This window comes from Methylobacterium sp. UNC300MFChir4.1 (genome assembly GCF_900110155.1).
In the GTDB taxonomy this organism is placed as follows: domain Bacteria; phylum Pseudomonadota; class Alphaproteobacteria; order Rhizobiales; family Beijerinckiaceae; genus Methylobacterium.
The window spans coordinates 1-22990 of record NZ_FOCS01000013.1; the positions used below are offsets into that span (position 1 = coordinate 1).

At 72.2% G+C, this 22990-nt stretch carries 19 protein-coding genes and 1 pseudogene; 10 read left to right on the plus strand and 10 right to left on the minus strand.

All coding sequences use genetic code 11. From position 1 onward, the window contains the following. Positions 1 to 183 (plus strand): annotated as a pseudogene (locus tag BMY19_RS17790) (porin family protein); the annotation flags it as partial. A gap of 166 nt (positions 184 to 349) precedes the next feature. Here BMY19_RS17790 and BMY19_RS17795 read toward each other — a convergent pair. The 4 genes from BMY19_RS17795 to BMY19_RS17810 form a co-directional block, all read right to left on the minus strand. Further along, positions 350 to 763 (minus strand): VOC family protein, encoded by a 414-nt coding sequence (locus BMY19_RS17795; protein ID WP_020094093.1) that lies wholly within the window; start codon positions 761 to 763, stop codon positions 350 to 352. Between the two features lie 143 nt (positions 764 to 906). Next, positions 907 to 2241, minus strand: a complete 1335-nt coding sequence (locus BMY19_RS17800; protein ID WP_056533571.1) for an MFS transporter — start codon at positions 2239 to 2241, stop codon at positions 907 to 909. 534 nt (positions 2242 to 2775) lie between these two features. Further along, on the minus strand, positions 2776 to 4347 hold the full coding sequence (locus tag BMY19_RS17805) for an ABC transporter substrate-binding protein (RefSeq protein ID WP_026605074.1): 1572 nt from the start codon (positions 4345 to 4347) through the stop codon (positions 2776 to 2778). 107 nt (positions 4348 to 4454) lie between these two features. Then, a complete protein-coding gene (locus BMY19_RS17810; protein ID WP_100252462.1) occupies positions 4455 to 4760 on the minus strand; it encodes a hypothetical protein in 306 nt (101 codons plus the stop codon). A 170-nt stretch (positions 4761 to 4930) separates the two neighbouring features. Here BMY19_RS17810 and BMY19_RS17815 point away from each other — a divergent pair, with 170 nt between their 5' ends. The 3 genes from BMY19_RS17815 (at position 4931) to BMY19_RS17825 (ending at position 6894) form a co-directional block, all read left to right on the plus strand. Then, positions 4931 to 5539 carry a PAS domain-containing protein gene (locus tag BMY19_RS17815; RefSeq protein ID WP_100252463.1) on the plus strand — a complete coding sequence of 203 codons (609 nt, stop codon included), beginning with the start codon at positions 4931 to 4933 and terminating at the stop codon, positions 5537 to 5539. Between the two features lie 229 nt (positions 5540 to 5768). Beyond that, positions 5769 to 6002 (plus strand): hypothetical protein, encoded by a 234-nt coding sequence (locus tag BMY19_RS17820; RefSeq protein WP_100252464.1) that lies wholly within the window; start codon positions 5769 to 5771, stop codon positions 6000 to 6002. Between the two features lie 283 nt (positions 6003 to 6285). Next, complete coding sequence (locus BMY19_RS17825; RefSeq protein ID WP_100252465.1) at positions 6286 to 6894, plus strand: hypothetical protein; 609 nt, start codon at positions 6286 to 6288, stop codon at positions 6892 to 6894. A gap of 24 nt (positions 6895 to 6918) precedes the next feature. On the opposite strand, the gene BMY19_RS17830 is transcribed toward BMY19_RS17825, so the two are convergent. After that, complete coding sequence (locus tag BMY19_RS17830; protein ID WP_244534945.1) at positions 6919 to 7122, minus strand: hypothetical protein; 204 nt, start codon at positions 7120 to 7122, stop codon at positions 6919 to 6921. A gap of 133 nt (positions 7123 to 7255) precedes the next feature. Then, entirely contained in the window at positions 7256 to 7729 is a 474-nt protein-coding gene (locus tag BMY19_RS17835; protein WP_056533583.1) for a CYTH domain-containing protein, read from the minus strand. A 245-nt stretch (positions 7730 to 7974) separates the two neighbouring features. Between BMY19_RS17835 and BMY19_RS17840 the strand changes: the two genes are divergently transcribed. The 6 genes from BMY19_RS17840 to paoC all read left to right on the plus strand — a co-directional run bounded on the left by BMY19_RS17840 (position 7975) and on the right by paoC (position 15445). Next, entirely contained in the window at positions 7975 to 8445 is a 471-nt protein-coding gene (locus BMY19_RS17840) for an NUDIX hydrolase (protein ID WP_020094084.1), read from the plus strand. A 203-nt stretch (positions 8446 to 8648) separates the two neighbouring features. Further along, entirely contained in the window at positions 8649 to 11108 is a 2460-nt protein-coding gene (locus tag BMY19_RS17845) for a bifunctional diguanylate cyclase/phosphodiesterase (protein ID WP_056533585.1), read from the plus strand. A 138-nt stretch (positions 11109 to 11246) separates the two neighbouring features. Beyond that, the gene (locus tag BMY19_RS17850; protein ID WP_012321181.1) at positions 11247 to 11444 is read left to right on the plus strand and encodes a hypothetical protein; all 198 of its coding nucleotides are present in this window, start codon (positions 11247 to 11249) and stop codon (positions 11442 to 11444) included. A gap of 255 nt (positions 11445 to 11699) precedes the next feature. Continuing rightward, positions 11700 to 12275 (plus strand): aldehyde dehydrogenase iron-sulfur subunit PaoA, encoded by a 576-nt coding sequence (gene paoA, locus BMY19_RS17855; RefSeq protein ID WP_100252467.1) that lies wholly within the window; start codon positions 11700 to 11702, stop codon positions 12273 to 12275. Then, positions 12272 to 13222: an FAD binding domain-containing protein gene (locus BMY19_RS17860; RefSeq protein ID WP_100252468.1), complete on the plus strand. Its 951-nt coding sequence runs from the start codon at positions 12272 to 12274 to the stop codon at positions 13220 to 13222. Before paoA ends, BMY19_RS17860 begins: the two co-directional genes overlap by 4 nt. A gap of 3 nt (positions 13223 to 13225) precedes the next feature. After that, complete coding sequence (gene paoC, locus BMY19_RS17865) at positions 13226 to 15445, plus strand: aldehyde oxidoreductase molybdenum-binding subunit PaoC (RefSeq protein WP_100252469.1); 2220 nt, start codon at positions 13226 to 13228, stop codon at positions 15443 to 15445. A gap of 64 nt (positions 15446 to 15509) precedes the next feature. Here the strand turns inward: paoC and BMY19_RS17870 are convergent, their stop codons facing one another. The 4 genes from BMY19_RS17870 to BMY19_RS17885 all read right to left on the minus strand — a co-directional run bounded on the left by BMY19_RS17870 (position 15510) and on the right by BMY19_RS17885 (position 22854). Next, positions 15510 to 15740 (minus strand): DUF6894 family protein, encoded by a 231-nt coding sequence (locus BMY19_RS17870; protein ID WP_100252470.1) that lies wholly within the window; start codon positions 15738 to 15740, stop codon positions 15510 to 15512. Between the two features lie 206 nt (positions 15741 to 15946). Continuing rightward, on the minus strand, positions 15947 to 18553 hold the full coding sequence (locus BMY19_RS17875) for a TonB-dependent receptor (protein WP_100252471.1): 2607 nt from the start codon (positions 18551 to 18553) through the stop codon (positions 15947 to 15949). Positions 18554 to 18844: 291 nt separating this feature from the next. Beyond that, entirely contained in the window at positions 18845 to 19462 is a 618-nt protein-coding gene (locus BMY19_RS17880) for an SOUL family heme-binding protein (protein ID WP_100252472.1), read from the minus strand. Between the two features lie 152 nt (positions 19463 to 19614). Next, positions 19615 to 22854: a PAS domain-containing protein gene (locus BMY19_RS17885; protein WP_100252473.1), complete on the minus strand. Its 3240-nt coding sequence runs from the start codon at positions 22852 to 22854 to the stop codon at positions 19615 to 19617. Between the last annotated feature and the right edge of the window lie 136 nt (positions 22855 to 22990).

Genomic DNA, 22990 nt, shown 5'->3' on the forward strand with positions numbered 1-22990 from the left:
TCGGCCGTGACGCTCAAGGTCGAAGGCCTGTACGTCAACCTCGACCGCAACACCCGCAACCAGGGCGCGTTCGTCATCAACGCCGCCAACAACTTCCCGGTCGTCTACAGCGGCATCGGCCGCCGCTCCGACGAGTTCGCCGTCGTCCGCGCGGGCCTGAACTACAAGTTCGGCTCCTACTGAGATCGACCAGCGACGGTCGGGTGCGACGCTCGGACCCCGACCGTCGCACCCGACCCGACACGCGAAGGGGCTGCTTCCCACAGGAGGCGGCCCCTTCGCCGTTCGGGCGGCCGGAATCCGGCCCGGCCTCGACCCGGCCTCGACCCGGCCTCGACCCGGCGCCGCCTCAGTAGCCCTTCCAGAGGCCGGGTGTGGCCAGCTCGAGCAGGTGCCCGTCCGGGTCGCGGAAGTAGACGCTGACGCCCCCCCGCGGCCAGCGGGTGCGGCCCTCGACGGCCACGCCGGCGGCCGCGAGATGGTCCTCCCAGGGCGCGAGGGCGTCGGCGTCGATCGAGAACGCGATATGGGCCGGGCCGCGGCCGTCATGGGGCGGTATGAGACCGCCCGGCGTCTCGATCGGCTGCAGGGACCCGCCTTCCGGAAAGAGCAGGAGGACGCCGCGGCCGCCGACGTCGAAGGCCCGCATGCGGAAGTCGGTGAAGAGGCAGCGCAACCCCATCGTGTCGCGATAGAAGGCCTCGGCGCGGTCGAGGTCCGCGACGTACAGCGCCGTCTCCAAGATGGCGTTGAGCTCGGGCACGGCGATCTCCTGGCGGCGGCGCGGTCACGGCCCGCGGGATCCCGTCCGGTCCGGTCCGGTCCGGGCCGGTCCGGGCCGGCGCAGCGCCGGGCGGCGGCCGCACCGGGCCAACCGGCCGGTCCCGGACTCGGTTCGCCGCGGGCTCAGACGGCCGACGGCCGCGGCGCGCCCGAGTCGGGGCGCGGGGCGCGGCCCGGCACCAGCGACAGGGCGGCCGAGAGCAGGGCGAAGACCACGAGCGGCAGGAGGCTCAGGGTGAAGCTGCCGGTCCCGTCCTTGATCGCGCCGATCAGGTAGGGGCCGAGGAAGCCGCCGAGATTGCCGACCGCGTTGATGGCCGCGATGCTCGCCGCCGCGGTGGCGGGCGGCATCTGCTCGGTCGCGAGCGCCCAGAACGGGCCCTTGAGCATGTAGACGCCCATGGCGGCGATCGTCAGCGCCGCCACGACCGGGCCGAGCCCCGACAGGACCGTGCCGCCCGCGAGCCCCAGCGCCAGGATCAGGAACGAGAGCGCGAGGTGCCAGCGCCGCTCGGCGGTCCGGTCGCTGTGCCGGCCCCAGAGGACCATCGCCAGGGACGCGAAGCCGTACGGGATGCTGTTCAGGAGCCCGGTCTCGACGTTGCCGAGGCCGAAGCTCTTGACGATCTGCGGCGTCCAGAACGACAGCCCGTAGCTGCTCGCCGTCGAGCCGAAATAGATCGCGGCGAAGAGGGCGAGCCGCCGGTCGCGCAGGATGTCCCAGAGCGGCGGCTTCGCGGGCTGGCCGCTGCGGGTGTTGCGCGCCGCCTCGGCCCGGAGCTGCCGCTCCAGCCAGTCCCGCTCGGCCGCCGGCAGCCACGCCGCGTCCCGCGGGCCGTCCGGCAGGAGCCACAGGACCGCGACGGCCAGGAACACCGCCGGCAGGCCCTCGAGGATGAACAGCCACTGCCAGCCGGCGAGGCCGAACCCCGTCACGTTGAGCAGCGCGCCGGAGATCGGCGAGCCCAGGAACGACGAGATCGGGATCGAGATCATGAAGACCCCGATGATCCGCGCCCGGTAGGCGGAGGGGAACCAGTAGGTCAGGTAGAGGATCACGCCGGGGAAGAAGCCGGCCTCGGCGAGCCCCAGCAGGAAGCGCAGGCCGATGAACGACCACGGCCCCTGCACCAGGGCCATGGCGGCGGAGATGAGCCCCCAGGTCGCCATGATCCGGGCGATCCACAGCCGCGCCCCGAAGCGCTCCAGCATCAGGTTGCTGGGGATCTCCATCAGGAAGTAGCCGAGGAAGAAGATGCCGGCGCCCCAGCCGAACACGGTCGCCGAGAGGCCGACATCGTGGTTCATCTGGATCGCCGCGAAGCCGACATTCACGCGGTCCAGGAATGAGACGAAGTAGGCGAGGATCAGGAACGGCACGAGCCGCCAGCCGATCCTGCGCATCGCCGAGCGTTCCAGGGCGGCCTCGTCCGGGGAGCCTGTCGCCAAGCCTGTCATCGAGCGTGTCCTCGTCGCGTCATGGAATCCGCGCGGCGTCGAGGGCGTCGATGCACCGCCGCGATGGCGGTGAGACGGATATCTCGGGCTTCCTCGCGGGCCGGTCATCTCTGGCGGTGACCTGTGCCGAATCTGCTTACCCCGTTCCCGATGCGGCTGGGAAGCGCTCGCGCGGCTTCAATCGATCGGACTTGTTGGAGGGACCGGCGTATTCGTGTGGGAGGATACCGTTGAATTACGCCGTGCCGGCGACACAGTAGGCTCGTGCAGCGGGGCTGTAGGGATGCCGATGGCCTGTTCGTCTTTGCGAGCGCAGCGAAGCAACCCAGGGATGCGAGACATCGGTCAAGCTTGGCGCAGCTGGATTGCTTCGCTGCGCTCGCAAAGGCACGGAGCCAGTTCTGCGCGATCCCTGTCGCCGGACCGCGACCCTCTCCGCGTTCGGGTACCCGGAAAAGGCGCGCACGCACGGACCTGGAGCCGCTGATCCCGCGCCCACGTCCCGAGGTCTTGAAAGAGGGCGACCCTTGCGCCTCAGCCCTTCTTGACGTTCCAGAACACCGGCACGCCGTCGAGGACGCCGGTCAGGGACGGCTTGTACGAGGTCTGGTTGAAGTACTGCCCGAGGGGCAGGTAGGGCAGGTCGGCGAAGGCCTGCTGCTGGAGCTCGCCCGCGAGCCGCTTGCGCGCGGCGGTGTCCGGGGCGTCCAGCCACTGGTCCCGCAGCGCCTCGATCCTCGCGCTGGTGGGCCAGCCGATCGCGGCGCTCTGTCCGGTCCCGCGCAGGAAGGCGCTGACCGCGGGATTCGCCTGGTCGAGCCCCGCCCAGAAGGTGCAGAAGGCGCTCCAGCCGCCCTGGGCGACCGGCTCCTTCTTGGCGCGCCGCTGCACCACCGAGCCCCAGTCCATGACCTGATAGTCGACGTTGAAGCCGGCGCGCGTGAGCATGTCGGCCGCCACGTCGGCGAGCGCCTTCAGGCTCGGGAAGTCCGAGGCGCCCATCAGCACCACCTTCTCGCCCTTGTAGCCGGCCGCCGCCAGCGCCGCCTTGGCGCCCGCGTAGTCGCGCTTGCTGGTCAGGGCGTCGAGGCCGACATCGCTCGCCATGGGCAGGCCCGGGCAGAAGAAGCCGGTCGGCACGTGGATCAGCTTGGGATCGGTGCCGGTCACCGCCTGCATGAAGTCGGTCTGGTCGACGACCTTCAGCAGCACCTGCCGGATCGCCGGATTGTCGAAGGGCGGCTGGAGCTGGTTCATCCGCAGGCAGCCGATCAGGCCGGTCGGGTCGGTGATCCGCGTCGTCAGCCCGCGGAGGGTGGGCACGAGGTCGGCCGGCGGCTGCTCCCACCAGTCCATCTCGCCCGTCTGCATGGCCGAGGCGGCGGTGGCCTGGTCGGGGATGACGTTCCACTCGACCCGGTCGACGTGGACGCGCTTCGGGCCCGAGGTCCATTGCGGCTCGCCGCCCTCGCGGGGGACGTAGCCGGCAAAGCGCTCGTAGACCACCCGGGCGCCGACCACGCGCTCGTCCGCCTTGAAGCGGAACGGGCCGCTGCCGACCATCTCGGTCACCTGCGTGAACGGGTCGGTCTTGGCGAGACGCTCCGGCATGATGGCGCAGATCGAGGAGCCGACCTTGCCGAGCGCGTCCGGCAGGAGCGCGAAGGGCTTCTTCAGGCGGAACTGGATCGTCCGGTCATCCGGGGCCGAGAGCTCGTCCGTGTAGGCCATGAGCGTCTGGCCCATGGCGTCGCGCTTGCCCCAGCGCGCGACGCTCGCCACGCAGTCGCGGGCCAGGACCGGGCTGCCGTCGTGGAAGGTCAGCCCGGGCCGCAGGGTGAGGCGCCACAGCGTGCCGTCGTTCTCCACCGTGTGGCCCGCCACCATCTGCGGCTGGGCGGCGTAGGCGGCATCGGTGCCGTAGAGCGTGTCGAAGACGGCGAGCCCGTGATTCCGGGTGACGTAGGCGGTCGTCCAGATCGGATCGAGCACCGTCAGGTCGGCCTGCGGGATGAACTTGAGCGTCCGGGCGGCACTGCCCTGCGCCAGCGCCGGGGTCGCGAGGGCGGCCCCCGACAGGGCCATGAAGGATCGTCTGTTCAGCATGCCGACTCGCCCGAGCGTTGCAATCCCGCTCAGGTTAGCACGCGGCGGGCCAAGCGCATCACAAGCGCATCACAAGCGCATCACGGGCGCACCGGTCAGCGTGCCGGTCAGCGTGCGGCCGCCAGATCCTGCACGAGGGTCAGGACGCGGCGGCGGATCTCGGGATCGTCGATGCGCCGGTAGGCATACAGCAGGGCGTCGGCCTCGTCGGCACGCCCGCCCGCGACGCCGGCGCCCCGCTCCGCGCCCAGTGGGCCGTACAGGGAGGTGGCCGGAACCTGCAGCGCGTCGGCGATCCGCTGCAGCAGCCGCCCGGCACCCGGCGCGTGCGGCGGTGCGGAGCGCTCGAACAGGTCGTCCTCGGGCGCCGCAGCCCCGGAGGATCCGCTCCGGACAGGTGACTTCGATCCCATCGGCGGTCAGGCTCTGGCGCGCGGGCTGGCTCGAGCATTCATAATACAGAAGACCGGCAGGACGCGAGTGGCCAGCACGCAACAGTTGCATGAATGCGTCAAAGAAGTCTTGAGGTTGCAGCTACCGAACCCGTAGATCGATCGGACCGGAGCCGCACACGTACACCGCCATGCCCAAGACCAACGCGTCCGTCGGTCAGACCTGTCCCGAAGCCTTCCAGATCGCGCTCGATTCCGCCGACATGATCGGGCACTGGGCGTGGGAGCCCGCGACGGACCGGGTGCGGGTCGACGCCCTGGTGGCCCTCCTGTTCAAGGTCGATCCGACCGCGGCGGAATCCGGCATCCCGCTGGCCGTCTACGAGGAGGCCATCCACGTCGACGACCGCGACCGGGTCGACACCCTGATCCGCCGCAGCGTCGCGGCGGGGAGTTCCTACGTCGCCGAGTACCGGGTGATCTCCGTCGACGGCCGGATGCGCTGGGTCCTGGCTCGCGGCCGCTTCACCAGCGACCGTCGCGGCCGGCCGACGGGCGGGCGCGGGATCCTCGTGGACATCACGGCGCTGCGCGCGTGCGAGGCGATCGGCGGCGCGACCGCGCCCGGCATCGGCGACACGCCCCTGGACCGGGCGGTCGAGCACGCCCTCGCCGCGCAGGACGCCGTCGCGGCGCTGGGCGATCCGGCCCTGAAGGCCGAGGCGGACGCGCTGCTGATGGCGCTGGGGCGACGGCTGGCCCGGCGGCAGGTCGCGGAACGGCGCCGCCGCCTGAACTGAAGCGTGACGGCAGCGGCGCGGCGGCAACCACTAAATCCCGCCGCTAATTGTGCGCCTTGTTCGTGCAAAGCGGGGATGAACAAGCTTTCGTCAAGATAACGACTTTATTGGCCGCGAGCAGGTGCGGGACCGGCAGCGGCGTTGCCGGAGCCCCGTTCTCACCCGAGCGCGTCGCGCGCGCGCCGTTGCCGTCCGGACCCGGCGGGTCCGGCTTCCCGGGATCGTCGTCATGCACTTCACCGTCACCGCACGCCTGTCCGCGCGCCGGTTCGCCTACCAGCACGCCTCGGTCCTGACCGCCCTGGATCAGGGCATGAGCCTGATCGCGGCCGGCATGGCCGAGGTGACGATCACGGACGGCAGCGGCGAAGCGCGGACGCCGGCCGCGCTGTACCAGTCCCTGTTCGGGGCGCCCGGTCCCCTGCGGCGGCGCCCGGCGCCCGCGCAGGCGCAGGCCGCCTGATCCCGGACGACCCGATCGCGCGCGACGCCCGCCCCGCAACAGATCGCCCCGCAGCGGATCGCCCCCTCGCCGGACGGCGACGGGGCAGTGTCCGCAGGTGCTCGGGCGATCACGCCTTCGGTTTCACGACCCGAGGCCTGGAAACGACCGCGGCCCATCTCGACTAAAGAGAAATTTGACCAGTACGACGTCGTCTTTCTGGACAACGGCCGAGATCAGGCTTAACCTCGGTGTGTTCGTGCCGCCGACATGCGCGGTCGAATGCTTCCAAGGATCATCTTACATGAAGCGCCGCAGCGCGCGACCGTTCATGGTCGAAGTCAAGCAGACCCGTTCGGCCCGCACAACGCTGACTGCCACCGAGGCGCGGCCGCGCCCGGACAAGATCCTGTGGCCGGAACTGGCGCAGGCCGCCCTCGCGCCGCCCGCACCCGCGCCCGCCCCTCAGGCGGCACCGGCGCCGCGCCCGGAACGGAAGGTGCCGGACGCACCGGTGCGCCGCGTCCTGCCGAGCCTCATGCCGATGTTCGAGGCCCCGGCCGAGCCGGTCCTCGAAACCGCCGACGAGGCCGCGACGGACCCCGCCGCCGAGACCGTCCCGGCGCCGCGGGCGCGGCGCGGGCGGCCGCGGGCGGCCGCGCGGGACGCGCTCCCGCAGGTGCAGACGGTGCCGTCGCGCCCGGCCGCGCCGACCGCCCCGCCGTCGGCCCCGCCCGTCGACGCGGCGCCCGCCCGCGTCCCGCCGCCGGCCGCGTCCGGTCCCACGTCCGGTCCCACGTCGGGTCCCACGTCGGGTCAGGGCCCGTCGCCCCGGTCGACGGCAGGGCGGCGGACGAACGAGCTGCGGCTCGGCGAGCGCTGGAAGCGGCGCCTGCCGCACTTCATGCGCTGATCCCGCGCCGACGGCCCGGCCGCGTCAGGTGAAGAACGGCCTGAAGTTCTCGAGCCATCCGCGCAGCCAGGCCTCGCAGCCCTGCCGGGCGCCCTCGGCGTCCTGGCCGTGGCCCCAGATGTCCTCGGCCAGCGGGCTCCACCAGGTCCAGAACCGGCTCGATCCGTCGTAGGCGCAGATCCCCACGACGACCGTCCCGACCCGGCCGACGAAGCGCGGGAGCGGCACGCCGGCGGTCTCGTCCTGCGTCAGGTGATCAGGGTCCGGGGCATGCCGTGAGAACGGTGGCGGCCCCGGGATGTTCACGGGCCCGGATGTTCGAGATGTTCGACCGGACGGATCCGCCCGGCGCGTCGGGGACCTAGGCCGCCCACCGCTCCGGCACCGGTCCCGCGGCCAGCCGCGAGTTGCGGTAGCGCGCGTCGTCGGTGACCTCGCGCTCGACCCAGGGAGGGAGCACCACCGGCTGGTCCTCGCGCTCCAGTTCGATCTCGGCCAGGATCAGGCCCGCGAGGTTCCCGCCGAACACGTCGACGTCCCAGACCGCCCCGGCATGCGCGACCCGGTAGCGGGTCTTCTCGAGCCGCCGGCCGGGCGGCACGGTGGCGAGGAGCGCCGCGCCGTCCTCCGGCGCGATGGCGAACTCGATCTCGTCCCGGCTGGCGCCGCGGCGCGGGCTCTTCCACGTGATCAGCGCGCGCTCACCAGCCCGACGGATCCGGATCGTGTTGGCCGCGTCGGTGAAGAGGTATCCCTGAACTAGGGGCGTCCCCGCCCGGCACAGCGCCAGAACCGACGGGTTCGCGATGAACTTGCGCTCGATCTCGACAGCCATGCCGCGCCTCGTGGACGTTTGACGCGTCAGCCTTCGCCGACAAGCCGGCCCGCGACAAGCCGCCCGGCGGGGATGAGCACAGCGTTACAGGCATGGCTCGGTGCCAATGCGCGCGGGCTGCAATGGGATCGTGTTAAACTTATGTAAAAGCGTGAGGAGGCCGTCGATTGCAGAAGCATCATCAGAAATCCCGCCCCTCTCCGTCCGCGAGGTCAGCGCTGAAGACGGCATCCAAGCGGCCGAACTTGAAGAAGCTGCTCCGCAAGGCGCAGGTCAAACCGCTCAAGCAGGTGGCGGCCCTGCCGTTCCGCGTCGGCGCCGACGGCCGGATCGAGGTCCTGCTGATCACCTCGCGCGATACCGGGCGCTGGATCATCCCGAAGGGCTGGCCGATGACCGGCCGGAAGGCCCATCAGGCCGCCGCGCGGGAGGCCTACGAGGAGGCGGGGCTCGAAGGGCAGATCGCCGCGAACCCGGTCGGACGGTACCATTACCAGAAGCGCTTCGACCACGGCCGCGCCTTCCCCTGCATGGTCCGCGTCTACCCGCTGCGGGTCGAGGCCCAGCACGAGCGCTGGCCGGAACAGGCCCAGCGCACCCTGCAATGGTTCGCGCCCGAGGAGGCGGCGCGCCTCGTCCACGAGGACGAGCTCCAGGAACTCCTGACGGATTTCGCGGCGCGGCCGATCGAGATCCGCGGCGACGGGCGCGGCTGACGGGCGCCGCGACGGGCACGGGCGGGCGGACCGCCGCCGCGCCCGAAGATACAACCCCTGATCTGCGGCCTGACCGGCGCCCGGCGGCGCCCGGAAGAGCCTCGTCCGCATGGCGGATCGGACCCGTGTCCGGGCGGAATGCAACTTCTGATTAGTATCCGCGGGTTAAGGTTCCCGCCGTCGCAGATGGGCGGGGCACCTCGATGTATCGCGCGTTCGCTTGCCTGACCGAGGAACATACCGGCTGGGTGGTCGCCCTGGCCGCCTGCGTGTGCTGGATCTCCTGCGCGGTCGCCCTCAAGCTGGAGCAACGCGTCCAGGTCCGCGCCGACGGGCACGGGCCGGTCTGGCTCCTGGCCTCGGGCTTCTCGATCGGGGCCGGGATCTGGAGCACCCACTTCATCGGCATGCTGGGCTACGATCCCGGCGTGGTGCTGGGCTACGAGCCGCGCACGACCCTGCTCTCGCTGATCGTCGCGATCGCGGCCGCCACCGTGGCCTTCCTGTTCGCCCGGGCCACGCCGTCGCGCTGGGCCGGGGCGGGGGCGGGCCTCGTGCTCGGGATCGGCATCGCCTGCATGCACTTCCTCGGCATCGCCGGCGTGCGGCTGCCGGGGCACTTCACCTGGGACCCCGCCATGGCCGCCACGGCGATCGCGGCGGGCTGCGGGCTCGCGGCCGCCGGCATGGCCATCCATGTCGGCAGCGCGGGCGCGCGGGCCCGGCTCGCGGCCGCGACCGTCCTGACCCTCGCCATCGCGATCCTGCACTTCCTGGCCATGGCGGCCGCCCGTGTGGTGCCGGACCCGGCCCTGGCGGTCCCGCAGCTCGGCCTCGCCCGGGGCGTCCTGGCCGGCGGCATCGCCGGCGTGATGGCGGTGATCCTGGCCTTCGCGGCGCTGACGCTGATGCTGGACCACCTGCGCCGGATCAACGTCGCCCTGGCCCGGCAGGGCCGCATGCTGCGGGAGAAGACCCTGCTGCTCGACGCCACCCTCGACAGCATGGACCAGGGCCTCATCATGGTCGACGCCGGCGGCGTGGTCCGGGTCTGCAACGAGCGGGCGCTGGCGCTCCTCGACCTGCCCCGGGCGATGATGCAGGCGCGGCCGAGCTACCGGGCGGTGCTGCGCCACGAGGCGAGCCGCCGCGAGCGCCGGCGCCCGGACCGCTCGATCCGGACCTGGATCGAGCGCGGCGAGGCCGGGCAGACGCAGGTTCACGAGCGGGCGCGGCCGAACGGCCTCGTGCTCGAGATCCGCACCGTGCCCCTGGCGGATGGCGGCTTCGTGCGCACCTTCACCGACATCACCAAGCGGAAGGCCGCGGAGGCCGAGGTGGCGCGCCTCGCCCGCCACGACGTCCTCACCGGCCTGCCGAACCGGGCGCTGTTCCACGAGACCCTCGCGCGCAGCCTCGTCGACATCGTCCAGCGCGGCGGCGCCTGCGCGGTCCTGTACCTCGACCTCGACGGCTTCAAGAGCGTGAACGACAGCCTCGGCCACCAGGCCGGGGACGAGCTCCTCCGGCGCGTGTCGGCCGGCCTGCGGGGCATCGCGGGGGACGGAGCGGTGGCCCGGCTCGGGGGCGACGAGTTCGCCGTGCTCTCGGCCGGCGGCGCGGCCGAGGCCGAGGTTCTGGCCGAGCGCCTCATCGCGCTGTTCCACAGCCCGTTCAGCGTGGGCGGGCACCGGGTCGGCGTCGGCCTGAGCGTCGGCATCGCGCTGGCCCCCGAGCACGGGACGGATGCCGAGCCGCTGTACCGCCGCGCCGACCTCGCCCTCTACCGGGCCAAGGCCGAGGGCCGCGGCACGTACCGGATCTTCACCCCCGCCATGGACGAGGAGGCCGAGGAGCGGCGGGTGCTCGAGCGCGACCTGCGCCAGGCCCTCGACGACAACACCCTGAGCCTGCACTACCAGCCGCAGGTCGAGGGCCACACGGGGGCGCTCGTCGGATTCGAGGCGCTCCTGCGCTGGACCCACCCGGTCCGCGGCAGCGTGTCGCCCAACGTGTTCGTGCCCCTGGCCGAGGAGACCGGCCTGATCGTGGCGCTCGGCGACTGGGTGCTGCGCGAGGCCTGCCGCGAGGCGGCCCAGTGGGCGCAGCCCCTGAAGGTCGCCGTCAACCTCTCGCCCCGTCAGTTCCAGAAGCCCGGCCTGCCCGAGACCGTCCTGGCGATCCTGGCCGAGACCGGTCTCTCGCCGGACCGCCTGGAGCTGGAGGTCACCGAGAGCATCATCATCAACGACATGGCGCGGGCCGTGGGCATCCTCCGCCGCCTGAAGAGCTACGGCATCCGGATCAGCATGGACGATTTCGGGACCGGCTACGCGTCGCTCGCGACCCTCCAGGCCTTCCCGTTCGACAAGCTGAAGATCGACCGCTCCTTCGTGGCGCAGCTCGGAACCGGGCCGCAGGCCGCCGTGATCGTCCGGGCCGTGCTCAGCCTCGGCCGCAGCCTCGGCATGGGCGTCGTCGCGGAGGGCGTCGAGACCCACGCGCAGATGAAGTTCCTGACCGAGGAGGCCTGCGGCGAGATGCAGGGCTTCCTGTTCGGCAGGCCGCGCCCGATCACCGACTACGCCGCCGCGGTCGGCGGTCCCGCCGGCCCCGCCGAGGAGTCCGCCCGGGCCGAGCCGGGCCTCGCCGCGGTCGGCTGAGCGGGATCGCCGATCCGCCGCCGGGAACCCGCCCGATCGCTCCGACGTTGGCCCCGCAGATTGGATCACTTCTAAGGTCCAAGCTCTCGTCCCCCGCCGGGACGGCCCCCGGGCCGCCGGCCTCACAGGAGCCCGACCATGAACGCCAAGTGCGAGACCTGCCGGTTCTTCGACGAGCACAAGGGCAACGGCGCCGTCGCGCAGAACGATGCCGGCCTGTGCCGCTTCAACCCGCCGGTCAGCCAGCCCGCGCCCGAGTCCAAGGGTCTCTGGCCGGTGGTCGCCGCCCAGGACTGGTGCGGCCACTACACCGCCGAGATGACCGCGGCCGAGTAGGCGCGTCCGCGGCGCGACGATCGGGGCCGGCCTTCGGGTCGGCCCTTTCGTTTGGGCGGGTCCCGGCGCGGCCCGCCGCAACTTTCGCGTCCCCAGCCGCGCCGCCCCCCTGACCATCGCGGGAACGGGCTCTACCTTGGAGCCGATCCAGGGTGCCGCCGCTTTGCGGGATGTCTTGCCGGGATGTTCCGCCCGCGGGCCCCGGCGACCGGGATCCCGTCCGCGCCTTCGTGATCTGAACCGGAGAGAGACTTGATGGTGAGCGCCGAAACCGTGCCCCAGGACCCGGGCGCCAGACCTGCGCGGACCGACGCACCGGTCCTCGCCGCCGTCACGTTCACGGTGAACGGCGAGCGGCGCACGCTCGAACTCGACACCCGCACCAGCCTGCTCGACGCCGCGCGCGAGCACCTGCACCTCACCGGGTCCAAGAAGGGCTGCGATCACGGCCAGTGCGGCGCCTGCACGATGATTGTCGACGGGCGGCGCATCAACGCCTGCCTGACGCTGGCGATCATGCACCAGGGCGCCGAGATCGTGACCGTCGAGGGCCTGGGGCAGCCCGACAACCTGCACCCGATGCAGGCGACCTTCGTCAAGCACGACGGCTACCAGTGCGGCTACTGCACGCCGGGCCAGATCTGCTCGGGCGTGGCCGTCCTGGAGGAGATCAGGGCCGGCATCCCGAGCCACGTCACGGCGGATCTCGGCGCCGCGCCGCAGGTGACCGAGACCGAGATCCGCGAGCGGATGAGCGGCAACCTCTGCCGCTGCGGCGCCTATTCCAACATCGTCGAGGCGATCACCGAAGTCGCCGGGAGCCGCGCATGAAGTCCTTCACGTACGAGCGCCCGGGCACGCCCGCCGCGGCCGCCGCCGCCGTCGCCGCCACGCCCGACGCCAAGTTCATCGCCGGCGGCACCAACCTGCTCGACCTGATGAAGCTGCAGATCGAGACCCCGCGCCACCTCGTCGACGTGAACGGGCTCGGCCTCGACGCGGTCGAGCCGACCGAGGAGGGCGGCCTGCGCATCGGCGCCCTGGTGCGCAACACCGATCTCGCGGCCCATCCGCGGGTGCGCGCGGATTACGGGGTCCTCGCCCGCGCGCTGCTCGCCGGCGCCTCCGGCCAGCTGCGCAACAAGGCGACCACCGCCGGCAACCTGCTGCAGCGGACCCGCTGCCCGTACTTCTACGACACCGCCCAGCCCTGCAATAAGCGCCAGCCGGGCTCCGGCTGTTCGGCGCTCGACGGCGTGAGCCGCCAGCTGGCGGTGATCGGCGGCAGCGAGGCCTGCATCGCCACGCATCCGGGCGACATGGCGGTGGCCATGCGCGTCCTCGACGCCACCGTGGAGACGATCGACGCCGGGGGCGCCGCGCGGAAGATCCCGATCGCCGAGTTCCACCGCCTGCCGGGCGACGACCCGTCGCGCGACACGAACCTCGACCCCGGCGAGCTCATCACCGCGGTGACGCTGCCGAAGCCCGTTCCCGGGACGCACATCTACCGCAAGGTCCGCGACCGCGCCTCCTACGCCTACGCGCTGGTCTCGGTGGCGGCGATCCTGGGCAAGGACGGCTCCGGCCACGTCGCCTTCGGGGGCGTCGCCCACAAGCCCTGGCGGGTCGAGGCGGCCGAGGCCGATCTCCCGAAGGGCGCCCGGGCCGTGACCGACCGGGTCTTCGCCGACGCCAAGCCCACCCACGAGAACGCCTACAAGCTGAAGCTCGCCGAGCGGACCCTCGGCGCCGCGCTCAACCAAGCGAGGGCCTGAGCCATGAAGTTCGACACCGCCGCGGGCCCGAACCCGATCGACCGCCTCAAGGTCGTCGGCCTGCCCACCGACCGCATCGACGGCAAGTACAAGACCACCGGCACCGCGCCCTACGCGTACGAGCGCCACGACGCGGCCCCCGACGCCGCCTACGGCTACGTGCTGGGCTCCGCCATCGCCAAGGGCCGGGTGCGCAGCATCGACACGGCCTCGGCCCGGCAGGCGCCCGGCGTCATCGGGATCGTCACCACCCTCGACACGCCGCGGATCGAGCGCGGCGTGATGAACGTCGCCTACCTGTTCGGCGGCGACGTGATCCAGCACTACCATCAGGCGATCGCCGTCGTGGTGGCCGAGACCTTCGAGCAGGCCCGGGCGGCCGCCTTCCTGGTGACGGTCGATTACGCCCCAGAGGCCGGTGCGTTCGACCTCGCCGCCGCGGCGAAGACCGCCGAGCCGGTCCCGGCCGACAGCGGCGAGGGCAGCGGCGGCAACGGCGAGGAGCGGACCGGCGACTTCGAGGGCGCCTTCGCGCAGGCCCCCGTGACGCTCGACGCGACCTACACGACGTCCGACGAGAGCCACGCCATGATGGAGCCGCACGCCACGACGGCGGCCTGGGACGGCGACCGGGTCACGCTCTGGACCGCCAACCAGATGATCGGCTGGGGCCACGGCAGCCTCGCCAAGATGCTCGGCCTGCCGAAGGACAAGGTCCGGCTCGACGCGCCCTATGTCGGCGGCGGCTTCGGCGGCAAGCTGTTCGTGCGCGCCGACGCGGTGCTGGCGGCGCTCGCCGCGAAGGCCGCCGGGCGGCCGGTCAAGGTGGCGCTGACCCGCCCGCTGATCGCCAACAACACCACGCACCGCCCGGCCACGATCCAGCGGGTCCGGATCGGCGCCCAGCGGGACGGCACCATCACGGCGATCGCGCACGAGAGCGTCTCGGGCAACCTGCCGGAGGGCGATCCCGAGACGGCCGTGAACCAGACCAAGTACCTCTACGCGGGGGCGAACCGCCTGACCGCCATGAAGCTCGCCCGGCTCGACCTGCCCGAGGGCAACGCCATGCGCGCCCCCGGCGAGGCCCCGGGCCTCGCGGTGCTGGAGGTCGCCATGGACGAGATGGCCGAGAAGCTCGGCCTCGACCCGGTGGAGTTCCGCATCCGCAACGACACGCAGGTCGTCCCGACCCAGCCGGACCTGCGCTACTCCCACCGCGACCTCGTCGGCTGCCTCAAGCTCGGCGCCGAGCGGTTCGGCTGGGCCCGGCGCAACCCGAAGCCCGGACAGGTCCGGGAGGGGCAGTGGCTCGTCGGGCACGGCATGGCGGCGGCGTTCCGCGACAACATGGTGCTGAAGTCGGGCGCCCGGGTGCGGCTCTCCGCCGACGGCACGGTCACGGTCGAGACCGACATGACCGATATCGGCACCGGCAGCTACACGATCATCGCGCAGACCGCCGCCGAGATGATGGGCGTGCCCCTCGACCGGGTCGTGGCGCGGCTCGGCGATTCGGACTTCCCGGTCTCGTCGGGATCGGGCGGCCAGTTCGGCGCCAACTCGTCGACCGCGGGCGTCTACGCGGCCTGCGTGAAGCTGCGGGAGGCGGTCGCGCAGAAGCTCGGCTTCAACGCCACCGACGCGGTGTTCGAGGCGGGCGAGGTCCGCGCCGGCAACCGCGCCATCCCGCTCGCCCGGGCCGCCGCCGACGGCGAGCTCGTGGCCGAGGACGCGATCGAGTTCGGTGAGTTCTCGAAGACCCAGCAGGTCTCGACCTTCGGCGCCCACTTCGTCGAGGTCGCGGTGGACGCCTATACGGCGGAGGTCCGGGTGCGGCGGATGCTGGCGGTCTGCGCGGCGGGCCGCATCCTCAACCCGAAATCCGCCCGCAGCCAGGTGATCGGCGGGATGGTGATGGGCACCGGGGCGGCCCTGATGGAGGAATTGGCCGTCGATACCAAGCGCGGCTTCTTCGCCAACCACGACCTCGCCGGCTACGAGGTGCCGGTCCACGCCGACATCCCGCACCAGGAGGTGATCTTCCTCGACGAGGTCGACCCGATGTCCTCGCCCATGAAGGCCAAGGGCGTGGGCGAGCTCGGCATTTCGGGGGTCGGCGCCGCGGTCGCGAACGCGATCTACAACGCCACCGGCATCCGCGTGCGCGACTACCCGATCACCCTCGACAAGCTCCTCGACCGCATGCCGGACGCGGCCTGACCGGGGCGCGGGGACGTCCTGCCGGGCGTCCCCTACGGGTCCGGGACGTCCTGCCGGGCATCCCCTACGGGTCCACGACGTGGAAGCTGGCCTGGGCCCGCATCACGAGGCGACCGTCCTCGTCGTAGGCGCGGGCGGTGAAGTCGTTCACCCCGGTCTCCTCGCCCTCGTCGTGCAGGAGCGCCGTCAGGGTCCGGCGCAGCAGGTCCCGCAGGGCGGCCCGGTCCGGGAGGACCGTGCCCTCGTCGTCCCGGACGGCGACGTGGTCGGCGGTGTCGATGAAGTAGCGCGGCATGGGTGTCTCCAGGATCGGGATGACCGGGACGGGAGCGCCCGCAAGCCTCGCCGGCGGCCGATCAGGGATACAGATCGGGTCGGCGGCCGCACTCATCTGGGTTTGAAAGACCGGGCCAATCTCTTGGCCGCCAAGGACCGATGACGCGAAACAGAACGGGGACCGCGGATCCCGCGGCCCCTCGCATCATCGTCCCGTGGACGGGATCAGTACTTCCGGATGATCGGCTCCGGCGCCATCGGGACCGGATCCGCCCCGAACCGGTAGGTCAGGCCGGCGTAGATCGAGAGCGGCTGCGCCAGGGTCGTGGTCCGCGGGTCGTTGATCGACAGGTTGCCGGCGACCGCCCCCGTCTCGGCGAAGGTGCCGAACGTGGCGTAGCGGTTGTTGGTCAGGTTGGTGATCAGCCCGAAGATCTCCAGGTTCTTGCTGACCTGATACTTCGTCGTCAGGTTCATCACGTAGTAGGCCGGCAGCTTGCGGTTGAGGTTCGATTCGTCACCCCGGTAGTAGGACGACGAGAAGGCCGAGACGTTGAGGCCGAAGCGCCAGTTCGGGGTGATGCTGTACTCGAAGCCCGCCTTGATCTGGTGATCGGGGATCAGCGGGATCTTGTCGCCCGGCCGGACGCGGATGCCGCCGTTCGGGATCACGTCGCCACCCACGGCGCCGCCGGCCGCGCCGGTGCTCGCCAGCGGGTTGTTGGGCGACGAGAGGGTCGCGTTGAACTGGAAGGTCGCGTCGACCAGGGCGTAGTTGGCGTAGACCAGCAGGTCGGGCGTGACCGCGTACTCGGCACCAACCTCGATGCCCTGGCGCCGGGTCGCCGGGACGTTGATGTAGTAGGCGCGGGCGGCGTTGCCCGCGACGGCGACCTGGTAGAGGTCGTTGCTCAGGTCGGTGCGGTAGACGCCGGCCTTGTAGGTGAGGGCGCCGCCCGACAGGAAGGCCGGGATCACGCCGCGGAAACCGGCCTCGTAGGTCCGGCCGGTGACCTGCTTGAGCGGCGGATCGGCCACGAGCGAGTTCGGCAGCAGGCACGGCTGGGTCGGGCTGGAGCAGGACAGCTCCAGCGGGGTCGGGGCGCGGTTCGATTCCGAGTAGCCGCCGTAGAGGTTCAGCGCCGGGTCGAACTGGTAGGTCAGGCCCGCGAGCGGGTTGACCTTGGTGTACTCGTGCACGCCGGTGACGTCCGGCGAGAACCCGGTCTGGTCCCGGGTCTGGATGCGGGCGTAGTTGAGCCGGAAGCCGCCGGTCAGCGACAGCCGGTCGGTCACGTCCAGCGTGTCGGTGGCGTAGAGGCCGAGATACAGGGTCGAGCCGCTGACGTTGCCCGGCGCGAGGCCGATCGCCCCCAGCGTGCGGATGTCCGGCGTGCCGAGGCCCGGGATCGTGCCGTAGTACGGGTTGTTCGGATCGACGGTGATCGACAGGTTCGGGTTGATCACGCCCAGCTGGCTCGCCGACTTGAACGAGAAATTCGAGGCGTCGACGCTGCCGCCGACCACGAAGGCGTTGTTCAGGCCGAAGATCCGGTCGCGGTTGGCGGCCTGGAGCGAGCCGCCGTAGGATTCGGCCTCCGTCCGGGTCGTGTCGATCGTGCCGTACGGGATGTTCCGGACGAACGGGATCGTCTGGTTGTTCAGGCCGAGGATCGCGAACTGGTTGGCGTAGGCCCGGCGCGCCGCCACCTGGCTGGTGGGCGGCGCGTTCACGTTGAACGCGTCGTCCTGGTAGCAGAGCGAGCCCCGGAAGCTGCTGCGGCTGCTGCAGTTCTCGAAGTTGCCCTGGTTGCCGTCGACGTAGAACTCGCTGAAGCGCCGGTAATAGGCGTTGCCGGCGAGGTCCCAGGTCGGCGAGAGGTCGACCCGGCCGGTCAGCTGGAGCGTGCCCACCTGCGTCGTCTGGGTCTGCGGGTAGGTGAAGATCGCCCGCGGGTCGAGATGGGTGAAGTCCACCGGCGTGGCGGCGGCGGCGCCGTAGAAGCTGCGGGCGGCGAGCCCGATCAGGTGGAACTCCGAATCCTGCGAGCGGTAGCCGAGATCCGCGTAGAGGCGGCCGATCGTGCTCGGGTTCTGGTAGCGCCAGCCGCGGTCGTTCAGGCCGTCGCCGGTGAAGTAGAAGCTCCAGGGGCCGGAGATCTTGCCGTACTCGAGGTAGCCGGCGGTGCGCGCGTCCGAGCCGCCCCAGGCCGAGATCTCGGTGCCCTGCCAGGTGAAGCCGTTCTTCATCTGGATGTTGACCGCGCCGCCGATGGCGTTGAGGCCGAAGACCGGGTTGCCGGTGACCACGTCGATGCGCTGGATCGCCTGCGGCGGGATCAGGTCGAAATTGACGACGTCGCCGAAGGCCTCGTTGATGCGCACGCCGTTCTGGTAGACGGCGAGCCCCTGCGGCACGCCCTGCACCGACGAGGCCGTGAAGCCGCGGTAGCTGAGATCGACCCGGTTCGAATTGCCCTGCGAGTCGTTGAGGTTCACCCCGGGCGTGCGCCGCGCCAGCGTGGCGATCACGTTGTCGGAGCCCTGATCGACCTCGATCTGCCGCGCGGTGACGGTCTCGACGGTGCTGGGGATCTTGTTGAGCGGCTGCTCGGAGCCGCGCAGCCGCACCCCGCCGGCCGGGGCCGGCAAGGTCGGCGCGGCCTGGGCGAGCGTATCGAGATTCTGGACGCCGCTGGAATTGCCGCCGCCCGCGCCCACCGGCGACGTCGAGACGACGCTGATCTCGCCGAGGGTGACGGATTGTTGAGCCTGCGCGACACCCGGCAACAGAGCCACGGACGCGATCAAGCTGCCTTGCAGGGCCCGCATATCTTCCCCCAACCTGGATTCGAAGGCACGCGCCGCTTCGCGTCGGCTGCGTGCGCCTCACTGATCTCGGGTCGGGTCGCGACCTCAATTCACATTCTGTTTAATCCCTGCCGGGGACGACTTGCGGCCTCGAATGATCGGCCCTGTGGCGCAAAGACAACAAAAGAGGAAGATCGCGGCAAGTCTTCGGGATTATTATGAAGGACATCGCGGGATAATTGCGCAATCGGGCCGGTCCTCCGGGGCGGCGTCCGAGGCCGCGCGCCCGGCCGTCAGGACCGGTCCCGGCTCTCACGGCGGCGGCAGGCGGACGGCGACCTCGTTCCGGCGCAGGAACGGGATCGCGAAGGGCGGGTCATAGCCCATGACGAAGGGCGCGCCCGCCGGTGCGCGGCCGGCCGCCGCCAGGACCGCGGCGAGGATGCCCGCCTGTGCGGCCCGCGCCTCCGGGGTGAGGCGGCCGGAGAAGCGCAGGGCCGCGACCCGCTCCGCCGGGACCTCGACCAGCCGGACCCCCGGCTCGGTCGGGGCCGGCGCCCCGGCCGCCGCCACCGCGCGGGGCAGGAAGAACCGCATCGTGCCGGTGCCGTCCCGCTCCACCGGGACGGTCATGGCGATGCGCTGGGCGATGTACTGGCCGCCGCTCTCGACCGGCACCGTCATGGCGATGCGGTCCCCGGCCCGGTTGGCGCCGGTGATGTAGCGGAACAGCCGCCCGAAGGCGTCGCCGTCGCCCTGGCCGCGCGCGTCGGTCTCGACCGCGAGGCGCGGCGCGTAGGACCGGATCTCGACCCCGCGGTCGAGGCGCTCGACGACCGCGTAGGCGGGCTGCTCGTAGAGCGCCCGCACGCCGAAGATCCCGAGCACCGCCTCCGCCAGGGTGACGAGCGCGTACATGACCCTGTCCATGGGACCTCCGGGGCGGGCGCGGCGTCTCCCGCGCGCGCGGAACCTCCCGCGGGAACATGGCGCCGGGACCGCCCGTCGCCGCCCGGCTGCGGCGTCAGGCCTCTGTCAGGTCTCTGTCAGGTCTCCGCTGGTCCCGGCAGCGCCCCGCCGCGTCAGGGCTGCCCGCCCTGCTGCCCGCCCCTCGGCCGCCTCCGCCGCGCGCCGACGACCTTGCGCAGCACGCGCGAGACCTGGTCGGCGGAGTAGGGCTTGGGCAGCAGCTCGAAGTCGCGGATCCCCTCCTGGGCGAGGGCGTGGCTGTAGCCGGAGGCCAGAACCACCGGCAGGTGCGGCATCCGCTGCCGGAGGAGCCGGGCCAGCGCGATCCCGCCCATGCCGGGCATGACCACGTCGGAGAACACGGCGTCGAAGGCCGCGCCGTCGGCCCCGAGCTGATCCAGCGCCTCCTCGGCGTTGGTCGCCCAGGTCGTCGCGTAGCCGAGATCCTCCAGGATCTGCGTGGCGAAGCGGCCGACCTCGATGTTGTCCTCCACCACCAGAACCCGCTGCCCCGCGCCGCCGGGGTCGAGGGCGGCGGCCTCCGCGGCGGCGGCGCAGGACGCCTCGGGCTCGACCTGCGGCAGGTAGAGCGTGAAGGTGGCGCCGCGGCCGGGCGCGCTCTCGACCGCGACGTCGCCGCCGGACTGCTTGGCGAAGCCGAAGACCTGGGACAGGCCGAGTCCGGTGCCCTTGCCCACCTCCTTGGTGGTGAAGAACGGCTCGAACACCCGCGCCAGCACGTCCGGCGCGATGCCGGTGCCGGTGTCGACGAGGCCGATCGCCGCGAACGGGCCGGGCGCGCCGGCATGGCCGCGGATCGGCGGCAGCGCCGCGCCGCAGCGCAGGCGCAGGGTCAGCGTTCCGGCGCCGTCCATGGCGTCCCGGGCGTTCACCGCCATGTTGACCAGCGCGGTCTCGAACTGGCTGAGATCGACCCGGATGAAGCAGGGCCGCTCCGGCAGCTCGGTCACGACCGCGATGCGGGCGCCCGTGACCGTGTCGAGGAGGTCGGCCACGCCGCGCAGCCGCGCGCCGACGTCGAGGATCTCGGGCTTCAGCGCCTGTCGCCGCGCGAAGGCGAGGAGCTGGCCGGTGAGCTTCGCCGCGCGGTCCACCGTCTCCGAGACGGCGTTGAGGTAGCGGGACCGGCGCTCCTCCGCCAGGTCCGGCCGGCGGAGGAAGTCAACCGACGAGCGGATGATCGTCAGGAGGTTGTTGAAGTCGTGGGCGACGCCGCCGGTGAGCTGGCCCACCGCCTCCAGCTTCTGCGACTGCCGCAGCGCCTCCTCGGCGTGCCGGAGCGCCTCGGCCTGGGCCTTCTCGGCGGTGACGTCGCGGCCGTAGGCGTAGACCTGCGCGCCCTCGACGGAGGTGCGCCACGAGATCAGCCGCAGGGTGCCGTCCCTGTGCCGGTAGCGGTTCTCGAAATCGGTCAGGTCGCGTGCCGCGGCGGCCGCTTCGAGCGCCTCCTGGGTCGCGCCCGCATCCTCGGGCCAGATGAAGTCCAGGAAGCTGCGCCCCACCACCGCGGCGGGCTCGTGCCCCAGGATCGTCTGCCAGGCCGGATTGACCGCGCGGAAGATGCCGTCGGCCCCGACCACGGCCAGCAGGTCGCGCGAGTTGCGCCAGACCCGGTCGTGCTCGGCCGTGCGCTCGGCCACGCGCTGCTCCAGGGTCAGGTTGAAGCGCACGAGCTCGGCCATGAGCCGCTTCTGGTCGTCGATGTCGGTGCTGGTGCCGACCCAGCGGGTGACCGCGCCGTCGGCGCCCAGGACCGGCTGCGCCCGGGCCAGGAACCAGCGATACGCGCCGTCGGCGCGGCGCAGGCGGTACTCGGACTGGTAGTCGGCCCGCGACCGGACGGCCGCCCGCCATTCCTCGTCGACCCGATCCTGATCGTCGGGATGGATGATCCCCCGCCAGCCCGCGCCGTCGAGGGTGCCGGGCTCCCGGCCCGCGTAGGCGTAGACGCGCGCGTTGAACCAGTTCGCCGCCCCGGCCGCGTCGGTCGCCCAGACGAAGTTCGGCAGCACCTGCGACAGGACCCGGAACTGCGCCTCGCTGGCGCGCAGGGCTTCCTCGGCCTGCTTGCGGGCGGTGATGTCGATCGCCGTGCCGATCACCCGCACGCAGCGCGCGCCCTCGAAGATCCCGCGCCCCTTGGCGGCGACCCAGCGCACGACGCCGTCCTCCTTGCCGACGGTGCGGTACTCCACGTCGTAGACGGCGCGCCGCGCGGGATCGAGGGCGGAGGCGTAGGCCGCGCTCGTGGCCTCCCGGTCCTCGGGATGCAGGCCGGCGTAGTAATCGGCCATCGTGACCGGCACGTCGGCCGAGATGCCGAACATCGCCTTGACCCGCGCGGGCCAGAACAGGGTGTCGGCGACGACGTCGACGTCCCAGAGGCCGATCTCGGCCGCCTCGGTCGCGAGCCGCAGGCGCCGCTCGCTCTCCCGCAGCTGCTCCTCGGTCCGGCGGCGCACCGTGTCGTCGAGATGCAGCCCGTCCCAGACCAGCGTGTCGCCGACGCGGCGGGGGGCCGAGATGATGCGCGTCCAGACGTGGGTGCCGTCCGGCCGGCGCATGGGCGCCGCGACGTCGAAATGCGCGAGGTCGCGGATCGCGGCGGCCTCCGCCTCGGCGACCGCGGCGCGGTATTCCGGCAGGATCAGGTCGTAGGCGACCGCCGGGTCGGCGAGCACGTCCCCGGCCGCCAGGCCGGTCATGCGCTCGAAGCCCTGCGACACGTAGAGGAAGCGCCGGTCGGCGCCGTCGGGGGCCATGGCGAGCTGGTAGACGTAGCCGCCCGGGAGGTGGTCGGCGAGGGCCCGGATCCGGGCCTCCGCCTCGCGCAGGCGCGCCTCGGCCTGGACACGGCCGGTCGTCTCCGTGCAGGCGCAGTGCAGGCCGGCGACCCGGCCCGCCTCGTCGCGCACCGGCGCGTACGAGACGGTGAACCAGGTCGGCTCGTCGTAGCCGTGCCGGTTCATGGTCAGAGGCATGTTCTCGGACCACGTCGCCGCGCCGGCGAGCGCCCGGTCGATCAGGGGGCCGATCTCCGGCCAGATCTCCTTCCAGACGTCGCGGAAGCGCGCGCCGAGCGCCGCGGGATGCCTGTCGCCCAGGATCTCCGCGTAGGCGTCGTTGTAGAGGAAGACGAGGTCGGGCCCGAACGCCACGAACATCGGGAACCGCGATCCCAGGATCAGGCTCAGGGTCGCCCGCAGGCAGGGCGCCCAGCTGTCCGGCGGGCCGAGCGGCGAGCCGGACCAGTCGTGGGCGCGGATCCGGGCGCCCATCGCGCCGCCCTCCGCGAGGAAGGCCGGGGGCGCGGTCCCGACGGTCTCAGGCATCGGACCAGGCGCGTGACTCGGACATGGGGCGAGGAACCGGCGGGACAGGACAGCGCCATCGGTGCCCCAGCGGGCGGGTTCGCGCAACCGCGTCGGCGCGCACGCGCCGCCCGGGACGCCGTGCGGGGCCCGCACG

Coding starts and splice junctions, on each gene's coding strand:
- BMY19_RS17885 (WP_100252473.1), bottom strand. CDS start 22,854: ATGCCTGAGACCGTCGGGACCGCGCCCCCGGCCTTCCTCGCGGAGGGC.
- paoC (WP_100252469.1), top strand. CDS start 13,226: ATGAAGTTCGACACCGCCGCGGGCCCGAACCCGATCGACCGCCTCAAG.
- BMY19_RS17880 (WP_100252472.1), bottom strand. CDS start 19,462: ATGGACAGGGTCATGTACGCGCTCGTCACCCTGGCGGAGGCGGTGCTC.
- BMY19_RS17870 (WP_100252470.1), bottom strand. CDS start 15,740: ATGCCGCGCTACTTCATCGACACCGCCGACCACGTCGCCGTCCGGGAC.
- BMY19_RS17875 (WP_100252471.1), bottom strand. CDS start 18,553: ATGCGGGCCCTGCAAGGCAGCTTGATCGCGTCCGTGGCTCTGTTGCCG.
- BMY19_RS17835 (WP_056533583.1), bottom strand. CDS start 7,729: ATGGCTGTCGAGATCGAGCGCAAGTTCATCGCGAACCCGTCGGTTCTG.
- BMY19_RS17850 (WP_012321181.1), top strand. CDS start 11,247: ATGAACGCCAAGTGCGAGACCTGCCGGTTCTTCGACGAGCACAAGGGC.
- BMY19_RS17860 (WP_100252468.1), top strand. CDS start 12,272: ATGAAGTCCTTCACGTACGAGCGCCCGGGCACGCCCGCCGCGGCCGCC.
- BMY19_RS17805 (WP_026605074.1), bottom strand. CDS start 4,347: ATGCTGAACAGACGATCCTTCATGGCCCTGTCGGGGGCCGCCCTCGCG.
- BMY19_RS17820 (WP_100252464.1), top strand. CDS start 5,769: ATGCACTTCACCGTCACCGCACGCCTGTCCGCGCGCCGGTTCGCCTAC.
- BMY19_RS17800 (WP_056533571.1), bottom strand. CDS start 2,241: ATGACAGGCTTGGCGACAGGCTCCCCGGACGAGGCCGCCCTGGAACGC.
- BMY19_RS17825 (WP_100252465.1), top strand. CDS start 6,286: ATGAAGCGCCGCAGCGCGCGACCGTTCATGGTCGAAGTCAAGCAGACC.
- BMY19_RS17815 (WP_100252463.1), top strand. CDS start 4,931: ATGCCCAAGACCAACGCGTCCGTCGGTCAGACCTGTCCCGAAGCCTTC.
- BMY19_RS17810 (WP_100252462.1), bottom strand. CDS start 4,760: ATGGGATCGAAGTCACCTGTCCGGAGCGGATCCTCCGGGGCTGCGGCG.
- paoA (WP_100252467.1), top strand. CDS start 11,700: ATGGTGAGCGCCGAAACCGTGCCCCAGGACCCGGGCGCCAGACCTGCG.
- BMY19_RS17845 (WP_056533585.1), top strand. CDS start 8,649: ATGTATCGCGCGTTCGCTTGCCTGACCGAGGAACATACCGGCTGGGTG.